We start from the raw sequence: 18940 nt of genomic DNA, 5'->3' as shown, positions 1-18940 counted from the left end.
ACAAACTCAATTTGCACGAATGAAAAAAACTAACCTGAAATAGGGGATTTTTTTTAGAAAAACTAATTGAATCTCACTTTTGTATTCGCCTTGTTGAAAGCTAGTTGTTAGTGTTTCATTTTGTAACTTGTTATTGAGTAACTGTTAACCATCGCACGAATTTAATAAAAATTATGTCAGAATCTAGCCGCTGCAACGGTATGGATATACTCTCAGTAGCACGAATATAGCTGTATACATGTAATTTAACGGACTAAAAATGAAACTTTTTTACAGTTTATGACGCTATGTAGAAAAAAGTTGTCTGTTTGCTTGTTTTTTGCGCTAACGGAAAGTGTGATTTAAATCTATGTAAATCATGCTCTTAAGTTAATTTTTGCGATTGCCTTACTACTTTCTGGTTAATTCTTTTTGGGTAACTGATCTGGGTCAATTTTTTTCACACAGTGAAATAATATACTCAGTCCTGAAAGCAATTTACTAAGAACGCTGATGTTTAAGGTTAAAGGCAAGCAGCGAATTTAATAAAAAGTTTTTAATATTTATTATTTTAGGAGATCCACCATGCCTGTAACTAACTTAGCGGAACTTGATGCTCTAGTAGCTCGCGTTAAAGCAGCACAAGAAGAGTTTGCAACATTCTCTCAAGAGAAAGTAGACGCAATCTTCCGTGCAGCTTCTCTTGCTGCTAACCACGCTCGTATCCCACTTGCACAACAAGCAGTTGCTGAATCTGGAATGGGTATTGTTGAAGATAAGGTTATCAAAAACCACTTTGCATCTGAATTTATCTACAACAAATACAAAGACGAAAAAACATGTGGCATCTTAGAAGAAGATGACAGCCTAGGCACAATGACTATCGCTGAGCCTGTAGGTATCATCTGTGGTATCGTTCCAACAACGAACCCAACTTCTACAGCAATCTTCAAATCTCTAATCTCTCTTAAGACACGTAACGGCATCATCTTCTCGCCACACCCACGTGCAAAGAACTCTACTAACGACGCTGCTAAACTTGTTTTAGATGCGGCTGTTAAAGCGGGCGCACCAAAAGACATCATCGGTTGGATCGACCAACCATCTGTAGAGCTTTCTAACGCGCTTATGAAGCACGACGGTATCGCGCTTATCCTAGCTACTGGTGGTCCAGGCATGGTTAAAGCAGCATACTCTTCTGGTAAGCCTGCTATCGGTGTTGGTGCTGGTAACGTTCCTGTTGTTATCGATGAAACAGCTGACATCAAACGTGCTGTAGCATCTATTCTTATGTCTAAAACATTCGATAACGGCGTAGTATGTGCTTCTGAGCAAGCTGCAATCGTAGTTAGCGAAGTATATGACGAAGTTAAAGAGCGTTTTGCTTCTCACAAAGCTCACGTTCTATCTAAAACTGACGCAGATAAAGTACGTAAAGTTCTTCTTATCGACGGTAACCTAAACGCTAAGATCGTAGGTCAACCTGCTCCAGCAATCGCAGAAATGGCGGGTGTTAAAGTTCCTGCTGATACTAAAGTTCTTGTAGGTGAAGGTCTTGGTAAAGTTTCTTACGATGACGAATTCGCTCACGAGAAACTGTCTCCAACTTTAGGTCTATTCCGCGCAGACGATTTCGAAGACGCTGTTGCTCAAGCGGTAACGATGGTTGAAATCGGTGGTATCGGTCACACGTCTGGTCTTTACACTAACCAAGACGTAAACGCAGATCGTATTCGTTACTTCGGTGACAAGATGAAGACGGCTCGTATCCTAATCAACATCCCTACTACTCACGGTGGTATCGGTGACCTGTACAACTTCAACGTTGCACCTTCTCTAACTCTTGGTTGTGGTTCATGGGGTGGTAACTCTATCTCTGAGAACGTAGGTCCTAAGCACCTTATCAACAAGAAAACTGTAGCGAAGCGAGCTGAAAATATGTTGTGGCACAAACTACCTAAGTCTATCTACTTCCGTCGTGGCAGCCTTCCAATCGCAATGAGCGACCTAGAAGGTAAGAAACGCGCATTCCTAGTAACTGACCGTTTCTTGTTCAACAACGGTTACGCAGACGACGTAGTACAAATCCTGAAAGCACAGGGTATTGAAGTTCAAGTATTCTTCGATGTAGAAGCGGATCCAACATTGTCTGTTGTTGAGAAAGGTGCTGAAGCAATGAAGAGCTTCCAACCTGACGTAATCCTTGCTCTAGGTGGCGGTTCTCCAATGGATGCTGCTAAGATCATGTGGGTTATGTACGAGCACCCAGAAACTCACTTCGAAGAACTTGCAATGCGCTTTATGGATATCCGTAAACGTATCTACAAGTTCCCTAAAATGGGTAAAAAAGCTGAGCTTGTATGTATCACTACAACTTCAGGTACGGGTTCAGAAGTTACGCCTTTCGCCGTTGTTACTGACGACAAGACTGGTGCTAAATACCCACTAGCGGATTACGAAATCACGCCAAACATGGCTGTTGTTGATGCTAACCTAGTAATGAACATGCCTAAGTCTCTAACAGCGTTCGGTGGTTACGATGCCGTAACTCACGCTCTTGAAGCTTACGTATCAGTTCTTGCGAACGAATACTCAGATGGTCAAGCTCTACAAGCTCTTAAGATGCTTAAAGAATACCTACCATCAAGCTACAAAAACGGTTCAGCAGACCCAATCGCTCGTGAGAAAGTACACAACGCTGCAACGATTGCTGGTATTGCCTTTGCGAACGCATTCCTAGGTGTGTGTCACTCAATGGCTCACAAAATTGGTGCTGAGTTCCACCTACCACACGGTCTTGCTAACGCACTACTTATCTCAAACGTTGTACGTTACAACGCGAACGATAACCCAACTAAGCAAACTGCATTCTCTCAGTACGACCGCCCACAAGCACGTCGTCGTTACGCTGAAGTTGCTGACCACCTAGGCCTAAGCCAAGCTGGTGACCGTACTGCTCAGAAGATTGAACGTCTACTAACTTGGTTAGAAGAGCTTAAGAACGACCTAGACATCCCACTATCAATCCAAGCTGCGGGTGTTAACGAGTCTGACTTCATCGCTAAACTAGACGAACTAGCTGTTGAAGCGTTCGATGACCAGTGTACAGGTGCTAACCCACGTTACCCACTAATCACTGAGCTAAAAGAAGTACTAACAACGTCTTACTTCGGTACTCCTTACGTTGAAGGTGAAACTTTCGAAGGCACTACAGTGATTCTTAAGAAAGCTGACCAAAAGCCAGCTGACGCGAAAGCGGCAAAAGCTAAAAAAGAAAAAGCTAACGCATAATAAGTAAGCATTAGTTTTGAGATAAGTTTTCGCTAGCACGAACCTTATCTATCGGGAAAAGATCAAAGCCCTAGTCGAGAGACTGGGGCTTTTTTTATGTTTACTGCCTGCTCTACGCGGCTTGAAAGGCTAGAGTAACGTCACTCGATTAGAAATGAATGGCTCAAATGTGCTTGGCATCGGGGAAGAACTAAACCTCAGCAGCGACCACTCGCCCACTAAAGTAATCATTAGAGACGATGTATTCCGTTGTTCTGGTCAGTTCATCTTGCAGCTGAGCCCAGTGGCATCGGTTGAGTTTGCCGTCGGAGTTATGAACCGCGGGGACAACACCGCCGACTCGAATACCAAATGGAGTCAGTTCTTTGGCCCAGCTATGGGTAAAGCCAGTAATCATTGAGTTCGCACTTTCTAAGCCGGACACGTCATGGAAGTCATCGTGAGAGATCACATTCACAATAACGCCTTCTTTATCCTCCTCTCGCAATCTCTCGGCACTGATTTGCCCAAATGCGAAAAGAGTCGTAGCCATAGAAGAAAGATCATTGATAAAGCTACTGACAGGTTGATCGCCAATTAGGCTTGGCATCGGGGAGCTTATCCAATTATTGACCAGTACATCGGGCGTAGTGTTGAAGGTGGTTTGAATAAAATCAAACACGCTGAGAATTGCTTGGTTGTCATTACTTTTGAGCGTGTAGTGGTAAACCGAGTCAGAAAAACGAGCACATTGTAAATAGGTCGCTTGAAGTGCTTCCGTGTCTTTATCACAAAGGATGACTGTGGCTCCAAGGTTAACAAAGTGGTTCGCAATCGTCCCTCCGAGTTGCGAGCCTGCAGATGTCACCAATATGATTGAGCTTTTTATTTCCATCCCAGCACCTAAATAAATCGTCCATGTCGGATAAGGATGGGTTAAATTTCATACAATGGGTGTGAAGAGGTTCAAACTAAGGCGTGCCAATTGATAAGTTTTTATGAACTTAGTGGCAGCTCACATTTCGCAGTAACTTCAAGTAGTAATCGACAACTCGTATTTCATGTTCACCCACGACTGGTGGTTCATATCACGCATGTGAATGATTTGAAATGCGCGAACTAATCAAGAATAGCAGTGGATAGAGAACGAAAAAGAGGAAAGGTAAGTGACCGCTATACTTGAGCTTGAATTTGGTACTGACGCTGAGCAGTTGATAGTTCATTGTAGAGCGTAGCAAGTGGCAAATCAGGAACCTGTTTGTTTGCCAATTTACGTCGGTCATGACCAGAAAGGTTTTGGTAAACCTCTTCGGGTAAGTCGGCTGTATCTTCAGGCATGAAGGCAAGCGCTTCCGGTTTCAAGTAATGGCTGAGTTTTGCGCTGGCAAGGCTAGCTTGATGAAAATGATTAGATTGCTGAGCTGAAATTTCATACGAAGATTGGTTCGAACGCAGTTGCTGCGGTTCTGCAACGCCGAAGTGTTTACGCAGGCGATCTTCAGTTGTCTCTGTGACTTCAATGGTGTCAATCGGCGTGCAATCACGAACGTCATTAGAAAACATAGACAACAGCAACGCGAAATCTGCACGGCGACCTTGCTCAACCGCTTGGCTGATCCCGATGCCGAACTTCAGTTCGTTGATGATTCCTGCTTTGTCTAAAGTATGTATTTGCATGCTGCCTCTCATTGGATACACCTTTAACGGCATGGAGTCGGCAAACTTTAGTGTTTAATTACAGGCAAATAGAGAATTTATGCAGGGCGGGGAAGAGTGCTAGGAATTGGTCGAGAAGTAAGCTCTCTTGGCTAACTGGCTAACTGGCTAACTGGCTAACTGGCTAACTGGCTAATAGGTTAATAGGCTAATAGGTTAATAGGCTAAGAAAGGTCAAGATTTTGTGGAATTCGACAGATACAAAAAAGCTCACGCCGAGGCATGAGCTTTCAATAGATAACTCGCTATAAATAGCGCAGCGTAAGTAATAATTACTTAGCTAGGTTCTCTTCTACGAAAGACCAGTTTACTAGGTTCCAGAATGCAGCCATGTAGTCAGGGCGAACATTGCGGAAATCGATGTAGTAAGCGTGTTCCCATAGGTCAACAGTTAGAAGTGGAGTAACACCTTCTTCTGTTAGAGGAGTAGCAGCGTTAGAAGTGTTAACGATGTCTAGAGAACCGTCAGCTTTCTTAACTAACCAAGTCCAAGAAGAACCGAAGTTGTTGATTGCTGAATCAGTGAATTTCGCTTTGAATTCTTCGAAAGAACCGAATGCAGCGTTGATAGCTTCTGCAACAGCGCCAGTTGGTTCGCCGCCTGCTTTAGGAGCAAGACAGTGCCAGTAGAACGTGTGGTTCCAGATTTGAGCAGCGTTATTGAAAACACCACCAGTAGAAGTCTTAACGATCTCTTCTAGTGTTTTGCCTTCAAACTCAGTACCTGGGATAAGACCGTTTAGCTTAACAACGTAAGTGTTGTGGTGCTTACCGTGGTGGAAATCTAGCGTTTCTGCTGAGATGTGTGGTTCTAGCGCGTCTTTCGCGTAAGGAAGAGCCGGTAGTTCAAATGCCATTGCTCAATTCTCCATTGATATGAAAGAGTTAACTCTTTCGATTGCTTCCAGTGATATTATTATTCATGGTTCGCTTTACAGCCAACCATGGTCAATTTGCTGACTTGCGATATAGTTTAGCAAGTTTTTACTTTATTAAAAGCTTAATTCATCACTTTTGTGTGAATTGTTAGCTTAGCTCGTAAACCGCTTTTTTTATATGGTTTTTATTCTTTTGGTTTGGGGTAGAATAAAGGCAATAAAAGCCGTAATCCATTAACGAGGAAGCAATGGAAACTATCGATAAAATCAAACAGCAAATTGAAGAAAACACCATTCTACTTTACATGAAAGGTTCTCCTAAGCTGCCAAGCTGTGGTTTTTCTTCTCAAGCATCTCAAGCTCTAATGGCATGTGGTGAAAAATTTGCTTACGTAGATATCCTACAAAACCCTGACATCCGTGCAGAGCTTCCAGCTTACGCACAATGGCCAACGTTCCCACAACTTTGGGTTGACGGTGAGCTGATCGGTGGTTGTGACATCATTCTTGAGATGTTCCAAAAAGGCGAACTTCAGCCAATCGTTAAAGAAGCGGCTGCTAAAGTAGCTGGCGACGACGCAGAGTAAGCTTTAAGCCTTTGCGCTTAAATATTGAATGGAAGGGGCCCTTAATGAGGCTCCTTTTTTGTTTGAATGGTTTGAAAGACTCGATAAGGAATGAACAATGGACGTAAAACTTCATTATGTGCATGACCCAATGTGCAGTTGGTGCTGGGGTTATAAGCCAACATTAGAACTCTTAAAACAGCAGCTACCTGCGAGTATTGAGTTTAACTACGTAGTCGGTGGTTTGGCCCCTGATTCTGAAGATCCAATGTCAGAAGAGATGAAAGGTAAGCTGAAAGCTATCTGGAAGCAGATTGAAGCTAAGTTGGGTACTGAGTTCAACCACGAATTTTGGACTGAATGCCAACCAGTTCGCAGCACTTACCCTGCTTGTCGTGCCGTGATCGCTGCTGGTTTTCAAGACCATTACGAAGCGATGCTTGAAGCAATTCAACACGCTTACTATCTTCGTGCGATGTTGCCACACAGCCAAGAAACGCATTTGCAGTTAGCTGAAGAGCTAGGGATGAATGTGCAACAGTTTGAAAATGATCTTTCTAGTAAGTTATTGGAAAGTGAATTAGATGACCAGTTAGGCTTTAAAGAAGCGATGGGCGTACATTCTTACCCGACGTTAATGCTTGAAGTGAACGGTATCTTTAGTGAAGTTGAGTTAGATTACCAATCGACTGAAGCGACGCTTAAGTCGATTCGTGAAGTGCTTGTGAACAACGCTCCCGCTGCATAATTCAGCTAGAGCTGTCTGTATTAACGTAAATTATGTCCAAGGCTTACTCATCAGAGTAAGCCTTTTTTGTTTGGCGTCGCTGGTTCATTGAGAGTGAGGAGGAAGGAAGAGTGGAATGAATCCCAGGAACAAAAAAGACCGCACGAGGCGGTCTTTATAATGTCTTTCTTTAGCTTATAGCTTACTACTTACGGTTTATTGCGTATTGATTCTTAGCTAAAGAACCCAATTACAGAACCATAGCCGCAACCCAACCGAATACGATCAGTGGGATGTTGTAGTGTAAGAATGTCGGTACAACGGTTTCCCAAACGTGCTCATGTTGACCATCAGCATTTAGACCAGACGTTGGACCTAATGTTGAGTCAGAAGCCGGAGAGCCCGCATCACCTAGCGCTGCAGCTGTACCTACTAAAGCGATCGTTGCCATTGGTGAGAAACCAAATGCTGCCGCTAGTGGAACGTAGATAGTTGCAAGGATTGGAATCGTAGAGAACGAAGAGCCGATACCCATTGTTACCAACAGGCCAACGATTAGCATAAGCAATGCCGCTAGAGGTTTGTTGTCACCAATGCTGGTTGAAAGTGCTTCAACCAGAGATTCAACGCCACCCGTTTGCTTCATAACTGCCGCAAAACCTGCCGCTGCAATCATGATGAAACCGATCATTGCCATCATGTGAACGCCTTTAGTGAAGACATCGTGTGTCTCCTTCCAAGCGATTACACCACCGAAGGTGAATACCATGAAACCAGCCAAAGCACCGATGATCATAGAACCCGTCGATAGCTGAACCGTTAGCGCAGCAACAATACCAGCAGCAGCCACTAGGATGTGCTTCTTGTTGATCTCTTTCACTTCTGTTGAAACAACAGTGTGAGAGGTTTCTTTGTATTGACGTGGCTTACGGTAAGTAAAGAACACGGCCGTAAGAAGGCCAAAGATCATGCCTGCAGCCGGTAACAACATCGCCATTGGTACTTGGCTTGCTACTACGTTTTCAAGACCGTTGTCGTGAAGGTTTTTTAGCAGGATGTTGTTTAGGAAGATGCCACCAAAACCAATCGGTAACACCATGTAAGGTGTAATCAGACCAAAAGTAAGTACACACGCAACTAGACGACGGTCTAGGTTCATTTTTGCGAATACGCCTAATAGAGGTGGGATTAAGATTGGGATAAAGGCGATATGTACAGGGATTACGTTTTGCGAAGACATGGTCACTAGGATCAAAGACGCTAGGATGCCATATTTTAGACCATTAGATGCTGCACTGTTCTCTTTACCGTGAATACGCTTAATGACGCTTTGAGCAAGCAGGTCTGTGATACCAGAACGTGAGATAGCAACAGCGAATGTACCAAGCATAGCGTAGCTAAGTGCGATAGTTGCACCGCCACCTAATCCACTTTCGAAAGCCGCGACTGCGTCGTTCAAGCCCATACCAGAGGCTACGCCACCGATAATTGCGCTGAACGTGAGAGCAACGACTACGTTTACGCGCATCAAAGCTAAAACAAGCATGATGCAAACTGAAATTACAACAGGATTCATATTATTCTCGGGATGTTGTGTTTTTTATGAAGGCAATACGAGTGAACGTTTACCGACTCTATTTTTTTATTCTTCGTCAACAAGAGGCCAACCACCAAGGGCTTTCCATTTGTTTACAATGCCGCAAAATAACTCTGTGGTTTTTTGCGTATCATACAAAGCAGAGTGTGCTTCTTTGTTGTCAAATTCCATCCCTGCAGTGCGGCAAGCTTTAGCCAAAACGGTTTGACCGTAGGCAAGACCACTAAGAGCTGCAGTGTCAAAAGTAGCAAATGGATGGAAAGGGACGCGTTTAAGCTTACAGCGCTCACTTGCTGCATTAACGAAGTTCAAATCGAATGTAGCGTTGTGAGCAACCATGATTGCACGACTGCAATCTGAAGCTTTTTGTTCTTTTCTCACTAGCTTGTAGATTTCTTTAAGGGCTTCTTGTTCCGACACAGCACCACGTAATGGGCTAAATGGGTCTTTAATTCCGTTAAAGTCTAATGCTGCCTGCTCTATATTTGCGCCTTCAAAAGGCTCAATGTGAAAATGAAGCGTTGATGCAGGGTGCAGATCTCCGTTCTCATCCATTTTTAACGTAATGGCACAGATTTCTAATAATGCATCGGTTTCAGCGTTAAACCCTGCGGTTTCCACGTCGATGACCACTGGAAAATAGCCACGAAAGCGTTTTTTTAGGGTCAGAGCTTCGTTTTCTACAGTCATGTTAGCCCAAATAAGTGTGATTAAGGCTGCATTATTGCAGATAATAGCAGTGATAAAAACTAGGGAAGGGCAATAAATCATAAATTACCTAATCCATTGCGGCTTGATAATTGCATATTTAAACGTGAGAGAAAAATGCGGCAATTGGCTGCATTGTTAAACGAATTGCTTAAGAGATACTCCACTTTATGAAGAAACAACTCATAACAGGTTCAATGCTATTTTCGCTACTTATGTCGTTACCAGTAATGGCACAAGAAAAGCGTTATGGAGCATCTCCTCAACAGTCAAAGTGGGAGATGGTGGCCAACACGCCACTCGAATGCCGCTTGGTTCACCCTATCCCAAATTTTGGTGATGCTGAGTTCTCATCTCGCGCGAGTAAAAAAATCATTTTGGACTTTGAGCTTAAAATGCGTCGCCCAATGGGTGCTACGCGTAATGTCAGCTTGATTTCGATGCCGCCACCTTGGCGTCCGGGTGAAAGTGCTGATCGCATGACAACCATTAAGTTCTTCCAACAATTTGATGGCTACGTCGGTGGTCAAACAGCTTGGGGGATTTTGAGTGAGTTGGAGAAAGGGCGCTACCCGACATTCAGTTACCAAGAGTGGCAGAGCCGCGACCAGCGAATCGAAGTGTCGCTGTCGTCGGTGTTATTCCAAGAAAAATACAATGTGTTCAGTGACTGTGTTGCTAACCTGCTGCCTTACAGCTTTGAAGATATCTCTTTCACTATTTTGCACTATGACCGTAACAGCGATCAGCTGAACAAGTCGTCGCGCAAAAGGCTGAGCCAGATCGCCGATTACGTTCGCTATAACCAAGACATCGATCTTGTGCTGGTGGCAACGTACACCGATTCTGTCGACAGCAAAGGTATTAGCCAAAACCTTTCAGAGCGCAGAGCGGAATCGTTAAGAGAGTACTTCAAATCTTTAGGCTTGCCAGAAGATCGTATCCAAGTTCAGGGCTATGGTAAACGTCGCCCGATTGCAGACAACAATTCGCCAATTGGTAAAGACAAGAACCGACGCGTTGTGATCTCTTTAGGTCGTACGCAGGTTTAAGCAGAATAATTGCTTGTTTTGAAATCAGATAGCCCGTCGTAATGACGGGCTTTTTTGTCTTTAAAATTTGGAGCTATTGTCTAAACGTAACTTGTTTAGTTCAAGCGGAAGCGAGCGATCATTTCACAGTTGGTCGCGGTATCGATTTTTTCAACCATAGAGGCAATTTTAGGGTTGGGATGGCGTTTCATGAAATCGATAAGGGCTTTCTTACAGCAACCAATAGAATCTATAAAGCTGGAGCATTGTGTATTCGGGCACTGCGGAATCAGGGTCAGTACTTTTTCTGAAGCAAGTTGAAGGTACTTGAGTTCGTAGTCTGTATCTCCAGCCCATCGCCAGAATTGAGCAAGGTTATGGCAAGAGATAACTGAAATCAGCAAACGCTCATCAGCCTGAATATCAGTGCGTTCAGTAATTTCTTCGCTTAAGTTTAATGCTTGCTGATAGTGAAGAATACTTCGTACAGGATCGTCGAGCTGCAATGCAGTATCGGCAAGTAACGTGTGTTTTTCCCATTCGCTAATCATTGTATTACCTCACTAATCAATAGGTGGTTAATTTAAATGATAATCATTATCATGTAAAGTTTCATTGGTGAGATTGTTAATAATAATTAGTGAAGGGTATTGTTCATGCGTGGAAACATAAAAAAGAAGCGAGCATAGGGCTCGCTTCTTTTGGTATTGGTTTAGGCTTTTATTTTCAAAGCCAAACTTCATAGCGGTTTGTTAGGAATTAACCTTCTAGACCAGCACTTGCTTGTTTGTTCTGAATAAGTTCAATCATGTAGCCATCAGGATCTTTAACGAATGCGATGTGTGTAGAGCCGCCTTTAACCGGACCAGCTTCACGCGTTACGTTACCGCCTGCTGCTTTAATTGCATCACACGTTGTGTAGATGTCATCAACACCGATAGCAACGTGACCAAAAGCTGAGCCAAGGTCGTATTCAGTCGTGCCCCAGTTGTGAGTCAGCTCAATCACAGCTCCTTGAGATTCATCACCAAAGCCAACGAAAGCCAGCGTGTATTCGTACTCTTTGTTTTCGTTCTTACGTAATAGCTGCATGCCCATTACATTGGTGTAGAACTCGATAGACTTGTCTAGATCACCCACGCGTAGCATGGTGTGTAAAATACGACCGTTTGACATGATTTGCTCCTAGCTTTAATTATGTATACGTTTTTGTAATTCTGTTTTATGCCGCTAGATAAACGCGGCGCTTTTTGGCCAATAGGCTTGTTAGCCTAGACGTCCGTCTTCTCTTTGAACTCACATAGGTCTTCAATGATACAGCTGCCACAGCGTGGTTTACGCGCGACACAGGTGTAACGTCCATGAAGAATGAGCCAATGGTGGACATCCAGTTTGAATTCTTTTGGAATGACTTTGAGCAGCTTAGCTTCAACATCATCGACCGTTTTACCCATCGCTAACTTGGTGCGGTTTGATACACGGTAGATGTGAGTGTCAACGGCAATGGTTGGCCAACCGAAAGCGGTATTCAATACTACGTTGGCAGTCTTACGGCCAACGCCAGGAAGGGCTTCTAATGCAGCGCGATCTTCCGGTACTTCACCATTGTGTAGGTCAAGCAGCATACGACACGTTTTGATGGTGTTTTCTGCTTTCGAATTAAACAGGCCTATGGTCTTGATGTACTCTTTTAGGCCATCGACACCTAGGTCGAAAATAGCCTGTGGCGTATTAGCAACGGGGTAAAGCTTATCAGTGGCTTTGTTGACGCTGACATCGGTTGCCTGCGCAGATAAGAGCACGGCGATCAGCAACTCGAAAGGGCTGTTCCAGTTAAGCTCAGTTTCTGGCTTTGGATTGTTTTCTCTTAAACGCTCAAGTATTTCTACTCGTTTTACATTGTTCATAGCGACATTACTTTCAAATAGTTAGGGCTTGAGTTCCGGCGAAGTTCTTTCAAACTTACTCGTTTTAAAATAACAAGTTCCGCAATGGTTCAGGCTTTATCATCGGTTACGCGCTCTTATGAGCGTCATTATTATGTGTACTTGGTTTATCTATTTACCTGCTGAGCGGTTGAGTTACTCAGCAGGGTTTAAGCTACTGTAACTTATCAGGCATTGGTAACGCGAGCGCGTTCAATAGCTGGTTTTTCTTGTTTGGGCTGTCTAGCTTTAGCTTGGTTGTCGATGATATTTTTCAAAGCAATCAAGAAACCAACACCAATAAAGGCACCGGGTGGTAGCAGGGCTAACAAGAAGCTGTTATCAAATTGGAATATCTGGATGCGCAATACCGAAGCCCAATCACCAAGGAGCAAGTCTGCGCCATCAAATAGGGTTCCGTTACCAATAACCTCACGCATCGCACCCAATACAACCAGTACCGATGTCATGCCAAGGCCCATCCAGAAACCATCTTGAGCAGCAGGTAGCACTTCGTTTTTAGACGCGAAGGCTTCAGCTCTGCCAATGATGATACAGTTGGTTACGATCAGTGGGATGAAGATACCCAAAGATAGGTAAAGCCCGTATGCGTAGGCATTCATCAGTAGTTGAACACAGGTTACCAGTGATGCAATGATCATCACGAATACTGGAATACGCACTTCTTTTGGCACATGGTTTCGAACCAGAGAAACAGACACGTTCGACCCGACTAATACAAGCAAGGTAGCGATACCTAGCCCAAGTGCGTTAGTGACTGTTGACGATACAGCCAGCAGCGGACATAACCCAAGAAGTTGCACTAGGGCAGGGTTATTGGCCCACATGCCATTTTTGATCAGTGTTTTATGGTCACTCATTATTCACCACCACAATTTAGAGGTTGAGCAAGCAATGCTTGGTTGTTTTGGTTAACGTATTGAACCGCTTGTTTGACTGACTTCACGACCGCTCTTGGTGTGATGGTTGCACCAGTAAACTGGTCAAAGTCACCACCGTCTTTACGAACCTTCCAACGGTCAAGATTAGAATCTGTTACTTGTTTGCCTGCAAACGAAAGAATCCAATCACTTACACGCAAATCAATCTTATCACCCAAACCTGGCGTTTCTTGGTGAGAAAGCACGCGAGTACCTAAAATAGTACCGTCGATCTTCATTCCAACAATCACTTTAATCGCGCCGTTGTAGCCGTCAGGGGCAATCACTTCAATCGCAATCGCACTCGGCTCACCATTGATTTTAGCAATGTAAGCCGGCATCGCTTGCTCAGTGCCCAGCTCTTCTGCTTGAACCAGAGTGCAGGCTGAAAAGAGTTCATTATCGTGCAGATCATGCGGGATCACTTGGTTAAGCACAGACAGTAACTGAGCCTGTTCTTGCTGTTTGATCTGATCTTTGGTCAGGTAGTGAGTTACCGCGACCAAACCTGTTGAAGCACACGCAAAAATCGCAAGTACAAGACCGTTTTTCTTAATTGCATTTAGCATAGTATCTGCTTCCTTAGTGGCCGTATGTACGAGGTTTGGTGTAGTAGTCAATCAGTGGAACACACATGTTGGCTAACAATACAGCAAACGCTACGCCATCAGGGAAGCCGCCCCAGCTGCGGATGATAAAGACTAGACCACCGATCAGCGCACCAAATACCAAGCGACCTTTCACTGTCGTCGAGGCGGAAACCGGATCGGTTGCAATGAAGAATGCACCAAGCATGGTTGCGCCAGACAATAGGTGAATGGTTGGAGAAGCTGTTTCACCTGGGGTTAGGATTAAGAACACTAGGCTAAACAGCGCAAGGCTGCCGATGAAAGCCACAGGAATATGCCATTGAATCACGCGTTGCTTGATGAGCACTAATCCGCCGACTAGGTAGGCAAGGTTAACCCATTCCCAGCCCACGCCTGCTAACCAGCTGAATTGTGGTTGAGACAGAGCTTCAGAAGCGGTGTTGCCTGCTGTCAATGCGGTTTTGAAGGCATCAAGTGGTGTTGCCATGGTGGTACCATCAATACCAAGGCGTGCTTGTTGAAGAGATAAACCTTCATTGTTGAAACCGGTAAAGATCATCAAGAAAGAGTCAACAAAGCTTGTTGCTTCAGCCGTTAAGCTGGCCGGTGCATTCCAGCTGGTCATCTGAACTGGAAATGAGATCAGCAAAACAACGTAAGCGACCATCGCTGGATTAAATGGATTTTGTCCAAGGCCGCCATATAGGTGCTTAGCGATGACAATAGCGAAGAACATACCTATGACTAGAATCCACCAAGGAGAATGTGGCGGAATCGCGACACTTAACAGCCAAGCGGTCACAACAGCGCTGTAATCACGTAATGCCATCACTGGCGGACGTTTTCTTAGCAGCATTACAGCGGCTTCAAAGGTAACAGCAAGTGCAATAGCAAATACTAACTGGATGAGCGTACCCCATCCGAAGAAGTAGGTTTGAGCTAGTAGACCTGGCAATGCACAAATAGCGACCCATTTCATCAGATCTGGGGTGCTTCTACGACTGTGTGCGTGCGGTGAGCTGGCGATAAAGAAGGCCACTACTCTTTCTCCTCATTATTCTTTTTGTCTTGCTCTTGCTGCGCCTTTCTTGCTTTAGCACGAGCAATAGCGGCAGCAACGGCTGCTTTTTTAGGATCGACGGGTTCTGATTGAGTTTCAGCTTCCACTTCAATTTCAGGGGCGGTTGCTTGAGCTTCGACCTGCTTCGCTTGTTGTGCTTTTTTCGCCTTAGCGCGAGCAATCGCGGCGGCAACTGCAGCTTTCTTAGGATCGACTGACTCTTGTTGAGTTTTAGCTTCAACCACTGGCTCAGGAGTTTCTGTCGTTTGGTCTTGCTTAGCCTGCTGTGCTTTCTTCGCTTTAGCGCGAGCAATAGCCGCAGCAACGGCATCTTTCTTAGCGTCGCCAGAGCTTTCAACCGGAGCTTCACTTTCGGTTTGAGTAGCTGATTTCGCTTGTTGAGCTTTCTTGGCTTTAGCGCGAGCGATAGCGGCAGCGACTGCATCTTTCTTAGCGTCGCCAGAGCTTTTAGCTGGAGCTTCACTTTCGGTTTGAGCAGCTGATTCCGCTTGTTGAGCTTTCTTGGCTTTAGCACGAGCAATGGCCGCAGCGACTGCGTCTTTCTTGGCATCGCCAGAGCTTTTAGCTGGAGCTTCACTTTCGGTTTGAGCAGCTGATTCAGCTTGTTGTGCTTTTTTGGCTTTAGCGCGAGCAATTGCTGCAGCGACTGCGTCTTTCTTAGCGTCGCCAGAACTTTTAACCGGCGCTTCACTTTCGGTTTGAGCAGCTGACTCTGCTTGTTGAGCTTTCTTGGCTTTAGCACGAGCGATAGCTGCAGCAACAGCATCTTTCTTAGCGTCGCCAGAACTTTCAGCTGAAGCTTCAGACGCTGACTCCGCTTGTTGAGCTTTCTTGGCTTTAGCGCGAGCAATAGCCGCAGCGACAGCATCTTTCTTAGTATCGCCAGAGTTCTCTGCTGGATTATCCGTTGCAGCTTGTTGTGCTTTACGTTCTCTAGCTTGTCTCTTACGCTCTTCTCGTAACTTAGACATTTCAGAGTTATCAGGTCCGGCGTCGTTTGCTTTTTGAGCTGCAGCTTGTTTCGCTTTTGCCTTCGCAATCGCAGCGGCTACCGCAGGTTTCACGGCTGGTTCTGCATTAGCTGTTTGGTCTGCCGCAGCTTTTTGCGCTTTAACGCGAGCAATCGCAGCTGCAATCGCATCATCACCATCCGCAGACTTCATATCTTTACGACGGTTGTCAGCAGCTTTCTTGAAGCGATTTTCACGTTCAGCTTTGTCACGCTCCATACGAGCGTTTTTCTCTTCGAAACGAATCTTGGCGCGTTCTGCGGCCGTTGCTTCATCTTTTCTTGTTTTGATTTCTGCTTTTGCCTGGCGATAGTACTGAACAAGAGGGATTTCACTTGGGCAGACAAACGCACAAGCACCACATTCAATACAGTCTTTAATATTCAGCTCTTCACACTTATCCAACTCGTTGGCTTTCGCATGCCATTGCAGTTGTTGAGGAAGTAGAGACGCAGGGCAAGCTTCAGCACACGCGCTGCAACGAATACATTCCATCTCGTAAGTGCTTGGTGAGATCTCACGACGCGTTGGCGCTAAAATACAGTTCGACGTTTTGGTGATTGGCACATTGGCATGTGGCAAGGTGAAGCCCATCATAGGGCCACCCAAAATCAAACGCGGCAATTTTTTATCGGCTTTGTAGCCAAACTCTTCAAGTAACTCATGTACAGGTGTGCCTAATAGCGCCCAAACGTTACGAGGTTGCTTAAAGGTTTTACCGGTTAAGGTCACAACGCGGTTAACCACAGGTTCGCCGTCAATTACCGCTCGCTTAATAGAATAAAGAGAACCGACGTTCTGAACCAAAACACCAATGTCTGCAGGGATGCCGCCAGCTGGAACCTCTTTGTTGGTGAGGATCTTGATAAGTTGCTTCTCACCACCAGAAGGGTATTTAGTTGGGATAACACGAATGACGATATCTTTGTCTTTCGCAGCAATCTCAAGAGCTTTTATCGCATCTGGTTTGTTGTCTTCAATGCCGATAACCGTCAACTTTGGTTGAAGAATGTGTTCAACCACTTCGATGCCTTTTAATACTTCTTCGGCATGCTCTTGCAGCAACTTGTCATCTGAGGTGATGTAAGGTTCACACTCAGCAGCGTTGACGATTAAAATGTCGGTACGACCTAAGCCTGATTGAAGCTTTTTAGCGGTGGGGAAGCCTGCGCCACCCATGCCTGAGATACCAGCTTGGCGAATTACATCAAGCAGTTCATCGGATGTCTTTGTAGAAAAATCTTCAACCGGGTGTTTTGCAACCCAAGCGTCGAGGCCATCAGGTTTAATAACCACGCACACGTCGCTCAAGCCTGAAGGGTGAGCGGTGGTTCGTGGTTCGATAGCGGTAATCACACCCGATGTTGGTGCATGTACTGGCAAAGTAAAACCAGTCTCTAAGGCCGTCAGTTGTTGACCTTTGAGTACGGCATCACCGACAGCAACCAACAAGTTACCAGGCTTACCGATATGCTGTTTCACTGGAAGAACGATTTCTTCTGGGAGCCTTGCATGCACGATATCAGTAGTATTCGACTGTTTCTTGTTTTCAGCAGGGTGCACACCGCCCGGGAAGTTCCAAATTGAGCCCGTGCGAATTTGTTCAATTAAAGAGATCATACTAACCCTATGCCTTAGGCTCTGACGCGGTCGCATCAGTCGCTTGGTTAGTGATATCAGTAACAGGAATGATGTTCATCTGCCATTTCCAATTTTCAGTCGTTGTTGCCACTGGAATCATTTCGATACAGTCAGTAGGGCACGGTGCGACACATAGATCACAACCTGTACATTCATCTTTGATTACTGTGTGAAGTGCCTTGGTGCCACCAACAATGGCGTCGACAGGGCAGGCTTGAATGCATTTGGTACAGCCAATACACATATCTTCATGAATGAAGGCAACGGTTTTTACTTTGTTGTCTAAGTCATGAGCGGAGTCTTCAACTTCTACGCCCATTAAATCTGCAAGCTTCTCAATCGTAGCTTGGCCGCCGGGAGGACATTTGTTGATCTTATCTCCGTTAGCGATCGCCTCTGCGTATGGGCGACAACCAGGGTAACCACACTGGCCACATTGAGTTTGCGGTAAAATAGTATCGATTTGATCAACGATCGGATCGGCTTCTACTTTAAAGCGAATAGAAGCAAAGCCTAAGATAGCGCCAAAAACAGCGGCTAAAACGGCGAGTGCAATGATTGCAATTAAGATGGTACTCATTCTTACTTCACCAACCCAGTAAAGCCCATAAATGCCAGAGACATTAGGCCTGCTGTGATCATCGCAATCGATGCGCCTTTGAATGGCATAGGAACATCAGCAACCGCAATACGCTCACGCATCGCAGCAAATAGGATCAATACAAGCGAGAAACCAACCGCAGCGCCGAAACCATAGATGATCGACTGAATGAAGTTGTGGTTTTCATTGATGTTCAAAAGTGCCACACCTAACACCGCGCAGTTGGTGGTGATAAGAGGCAGGAAGATACCCAACAGGCGATATAGAGTTGGGCTGGTTTTGTGAACGACCATTTCCGTAAATTGAACAACCACCGCGATAACCAAGATGAAGCTCATGGTACGCAGGTATTCAATACCCAGAGGGGTAAGGATGTAGGTTTCTACTAGGTATGCAGATACCGACGCTAACGTCAGAACGAAAGTCGTCGCGAGGCCCATGCCAATCGCAGTCTCCAGTTTCTTGGAGACTCCCATGAAAGGACATAGCCCTAAAAACTTCACTAGTACAAAGTTATTGACCAGCACTGTGCCAACCAACAACAAAAGGTATTCGGTCATAATGGATTAATTCTTGAGATTCCGATCCCGATATTATCCTGCTTTGCTTACCTAATAACAACCAAGGATCACTAGGGATTTAGACACTTGGTGAAAAAAACATCAGGTAATCGATTGAT

18 protein-coding genes are annotated in these 18940 nt (G+C 45.0%); 4 read left to right on the top strand and 14 right to left on the bottom strand.

Going from position 1 to position 18940, the window contains the following annotated elements:
• Window positions 1-564 precede the first annotated feature (564 nt).
• Window positions 565-3270, top strand: coding sequence for a bifunctional acetaldehyde-CoA/alcohol dehydrogenase (gene adhE, locus L3V33_RS09310; RefSeq protein WP_054547228.1), 2706 nt, complete (start codon window positions 565-567; stop codon window positions 3268-3270).
• A gap of 190 nt (window positions 3271-3460) precedes the next feature.
• On the opposite strand, the gene L3V33_RS09305 is transcribed toward adhE, so the two are convergent.
• The 3 genes from L3V33_RS09305 to sodB all read right to left on the bottom strand — a co-directional run bounded on the left by L3V33_RS09305 (window position 3461) and on the right by sodB (window position 5822).
• The gene (locus tag L3V33_RS09305) at window positions 3461-4144 is read right to left on the bottom strand and encodes an SDR family oxidoreductase (protein WP_237290282.1); all 684 of its coding nucleotides are present in this window, start codon (window positions 4142-4144) and stop codon (window positions 3461-3463) included.
• A gap of 278 nt (window positions 4145-4422) precedes the next feature.
• The gene (locus L3V33_RS09300) at window positions 4423-4926 is read right to left on the bottom strand and encodes a VC2046/SO_2500 family protein (protein ID WP_004734051.1); all 504 of its coding nucleotides are present in this window, start codon (window positions 4924-4926) and stop codon (window positions 4423-4425) included.
• A gap of 311 nt (window positions 4927-5237) precedes the next feature.
• On the bottom strand, window positions 5238-5822 hold the full coding sequence (sodB, locus tag L3V33_RS09295; protein ID WP_004734050.1) for a superoxide dismutase [Fe]: 585 nt from the start codon (window positions 5820-5822) through the stop codon (window positions 5238-5240).
• Window positions 5823-6091: 269 nt separating this feature from the next.
• On the opposite strand from sodB, the gene L3V33_RS09290 reads away from it, so the two are divergent.
• Complete coding sequence (locus tag L3V33_RS09290) at window positions 6092-6430, top strand: Grx4 family monothiol glutaredoxin (protein ID WP_017076187.1); 339 nt, start codon at window positions 6092-6094, stop codon at window positions 6428-6430.
• Window positions 6431-6527: 97 nt separating this feature from the next.
• Window positions 6528-7157 (top strand): DsbA family protein, encoded by a 630-nt coding sequence (locus tag L3V33_RS09285; protein WP_237290281.1) that lies wholly within the window; start codon window positions 6528-6530, stop codon window positions 7155-7157.
• Between the two features lie 229 nt (window positions 7158-7386).
• Here L3V33_RS09285 and L3V33_RS09280 read toward each other — a convergent pair whose 3' ends face one another.
• Window positions 7387-8712 carry a Na+/H+ antiporter family protein gene (locus tag L3V33_RS09280; protein WP_017079305.1) on the bottom strand — a complete coding sequence of 442 codons (1326 nt, stop codon included), beginning with the start codon at window positions 8710-8712 and terminating at the stop codon, window positions 7387-7389.
• Window positions 8713-8778: 66 nt separating this feature from the next.
• The gene (gene rnt / locus L3V33_RS09275; RefSeq protein ID WP_017061178.1) at window positions 8779-9423 is read right to left on the bottom strand and encodes a ribonuclease T; all 645 of its coding nucleotides are present in this window, start codon (window positions 9421-9423) and stop codon (window positions 8779-8781) included.
• Between the two features lie 188 nt (window positions 9424-9611).
• On the opposite strand from rnt, the gene L3V33_RS09270 reads away from it, so the two are divergent.
• Window positions 9612-10493, top strand: coding sequence for an OmpA family protein (locus L3V33_RS09270; RefSeq protein ID WP_017080932.1), 882 nt, complete (start codon window positions 9612-9614; stop codon window positions 10491-10493).
• Window positions 10494-10588: 95 nt separating this feature from the next.
• On the opposite strand, the gene L3V33_RS09265 is transcribed toward L3V33_RS09270, so the two are convergent.
• The 9 genes from L3V33_RS09265 to rsxA form a co-directional block, all read right to left on the bottom strand.
• Entirely contained in the window at window positions 10589-11023 is a 435-nt protein-coding gene (locus L3V33_RS09265) for a DUF2753 domain-containing protein (protein ID WP_017076183.1), read from the bottom strand.
• 208 nt (window positions 11024-11231) lie between these two features.
• Window positions 11232-11648 carry a lactoylglutathione lyase gene (gene gloA, locus L3V33_RS09260; RefSeq protein WP_054547234.1) on the bottom strand — a complete coding sequence of 139 codons (417 nt, stop codon included), beginning with the start codon at window positions 11646-11648 and terminating at the stop codon, window positions 11232-11234.
• 95 nt (window positions 11649-11743) lie between these two features.
• Window positions 11744-12379: an endonuclease III gene (gene nth, locus L3V33_RS09255; RefSeq protein WP_010437137.1), complete on the bottom strand. Its 636-nt coding sequence runs from the start codon at window positions 12377-12379 to the stop codon at window positions 11744-11746.
• A 206-nt stretch (window positions 12380-12585) separates the two neighbouring features.
• On the bottom strand, window positions 12586-13278 hold the full coding sequence (locus L3V33_RS09250; protein ID WP_004734044.1) for an electron transport complex subunit E: 693 nt from the start codon (window positions 13276-13278) through the stop codon (window positions 12586-12588).
• On the bottom strand, window positions 13278-13907 hold the full coding sequence (gene rsxG / locus L3V33_RS09245) for an electron transport complex subunit RsxG (RefSeq protein WP_237290280.1): 630 nt from the start codon (window positions 13905-13907) through the stop codon (window positions 13278-13280). The genes L3V33_RS09250 and rsxG overlap by 1 nt, the downstream gene beginning before the upstream one ends.
• 13 nt (window positions 13908-13920) lie before the next feature.
• Window positions 13921-14967, bottom strand: coding sequence for an electron transport complex subunit RsxD (gene rsxD / locus L3V33_RS09240; protein ID WP_237290279.1), 1047 nt, complete (start codon window positions 14965-14967; stop codon window positions 13921-13923).
• The gene (rsxC, locus tag L3V33_RS09235) at window positions 14967-17639 is read right to left on the bottom strand and encodes an electron transport complex subunit RsxC (RefSeq protein WP_237290278.1); all 2673 of its coding nucleotides are present in this window, start codon (window positions 17637-17639) and stop codon (window positions 14967-14969) included. Before rsxC ends, rsxD begins: the two co-directional genes overlap by 1 nt.
• A gap of 7 nt (window positions 17640-17646) precedes the next feature.
• The gene (rsxB, locus tag L3V33_RS09230) at window positions 17647-18240 is read right to left on the bottom strand and encodes an electron transport complex subunit RsxB (RefSeq protein ID WP_004734040.1); all 594 of its coding nucleotides are present in this window, start codon (window positions 18238-18240) and stop codon (window positions 17647-17649) included.
• A 2-nt stretch (window positions 18241-18242) separates the two neighbouring features.
• Complete coding sequence (gene rsxA / locus L3V33_RS09225; protein WP_004734039.1) at window positions 18243-18821, bottom strand: electron transport complex subunit RsxA; 579 nt, start codon at window positions 18819-18821, stop codon at window positions 18243-18245.
• Window positions 18822-18940: the final 119 nt, after the last annotated feature.

This window comes from Vibrio sp. A2-1, from assembly GCF_021728355.1.
Classification (GTDB): Bacteria; Pseudomonadota; Gammaproteobacteria; order Enterobacterales; family Vibrionaceae; genus Vibrio; species Vibrio splendidus_K.
This window is presented reverse-complemented; position numbering and strand designations above follow the sequence as displayed.

What these genes read in the sequence shown, in the direction of transcription:
- adhE (WP_054547228.1), top strand. Translation starts at nt 565, where the DNA reads ATGCCTGTAACTAACTTAGCGGAACTTGATGCTCTAGTAGCTCGCGTT.
- L3V33_RS09305 (WP_237290282.1), bottom strand. Translation starts at nt 4,144, where the DNA reads ATGGAAATAAAAAGCTCAATCATATTGGTGACATCTGCAGGCTCGCAA.
- L3V33_RS09300 (WP_004734051.1), bottom strand. Translation starts at nt 4,926, where the DNA reads ATGCAAATACATACTTTAGACAAAGCAGGAATCATCAACGAACTGAAG.
- sodB (WP_004734050.1), bottom strand. Translation starts at nt 5,822, where the DNA reads ATGGCATTTGAACTACCGGCTCTTCCTTACGCGAAAGACGCGCTAGAA.
- L3V33_RS09290 (WP_017076187.1), top strand. Translation starts at nt 6,092, where the DNA reads ATGGAAACTATCGATAAAATCAAACAGCAAATTGAAGAAAACACCATT.
- L3V33_RS09285 (WP_237290281.1), top strand. Translation starts at nt 6,528, where the DNA reads ATGGACGTAAAACTTCATTATGTGCATGACCCAATGTGCAGTTGGTGC.
- L3V33_RS09280 (WP_017079305.1), bottom strand. Translation starts at nt 8,712, where the DNA reads ATGAATCCTGTTGTAATTTCAGTTTGCATCATGCTTGTTTTAGCTTTG.
- rnt (WP_017061178.1), bottom strand. Translation starts at nt 9,423, where the DNA reads ATGACTGTAGAAAACGAAGCTCTGACCCTAAAAAAACGCTTTCGTGGC.
- L3V33_RS09270 (WP_017080932.1), top strand. Translation starts at nt 9,612, where the DNA reads ATGAAGAAACAACTCATAACAGGTTCAATGCTATTTTCGCTACTTATG.
- L3V33_RS09265 (WP_017076183.1), bottom strand. Translation starts at nt 11,023, where the DNA reads ATGATTAGCGAATGGGAAAAACACACGTTACTTGCCGATACTGCATTG.
- gloA (WP_054547234.1), bottom strand. Translation starts at nt 11,648, where the DNA reads ATGTCAAACGGTCGTATTTTACACACCATGCTACGCGTGGGTGATCTA.
- nth (WP_010437137.1), bottom strand. Translation starts at nt 12,379, where the DNA reads ATGAACAATGTAAAACGAGTAGAAATACTTGAGCGTTTAAGAGAAAAC.
- L3V33_RS09250 (WP_004734044.1), bottom strand. Translation starts at nt 13,278, where the DNA reads ATGAGTGACCATAAAACACTGATCAAAAATGGCATGTGGGCCAATAAC.
- rsxG (WP_237290280.1), bottom strand. Translation starts at nt 13,907, where the DNA reads ATGCTAAATGCAATTAAGAAAAACGGTCTTGTACTTGCGATTTTTGCG.
- rsxC (WP_237290278.1), bottom strand. Translation starts at nt 17,639, where the DNA reads ATGATCTCTTTAATTGAACAAATTCGCACGGGCTCAATTTGGAACTTC.
- rsxB (WP_004734040.1), bottom strand. Translation starts at nt 18,240, where the DNA reads ATGAGTACCATCTTAATTGCAATCATTGCACTCGCCGTTTTAGCCGCT.
- rsxA (WP_004734039.1), bottom strand. Translation starts at nt 18,821, where the DNA reads ATGACCGAATACCTTTTGTTGTTGGTTGGCACAGTGCTGGTCAATAAC.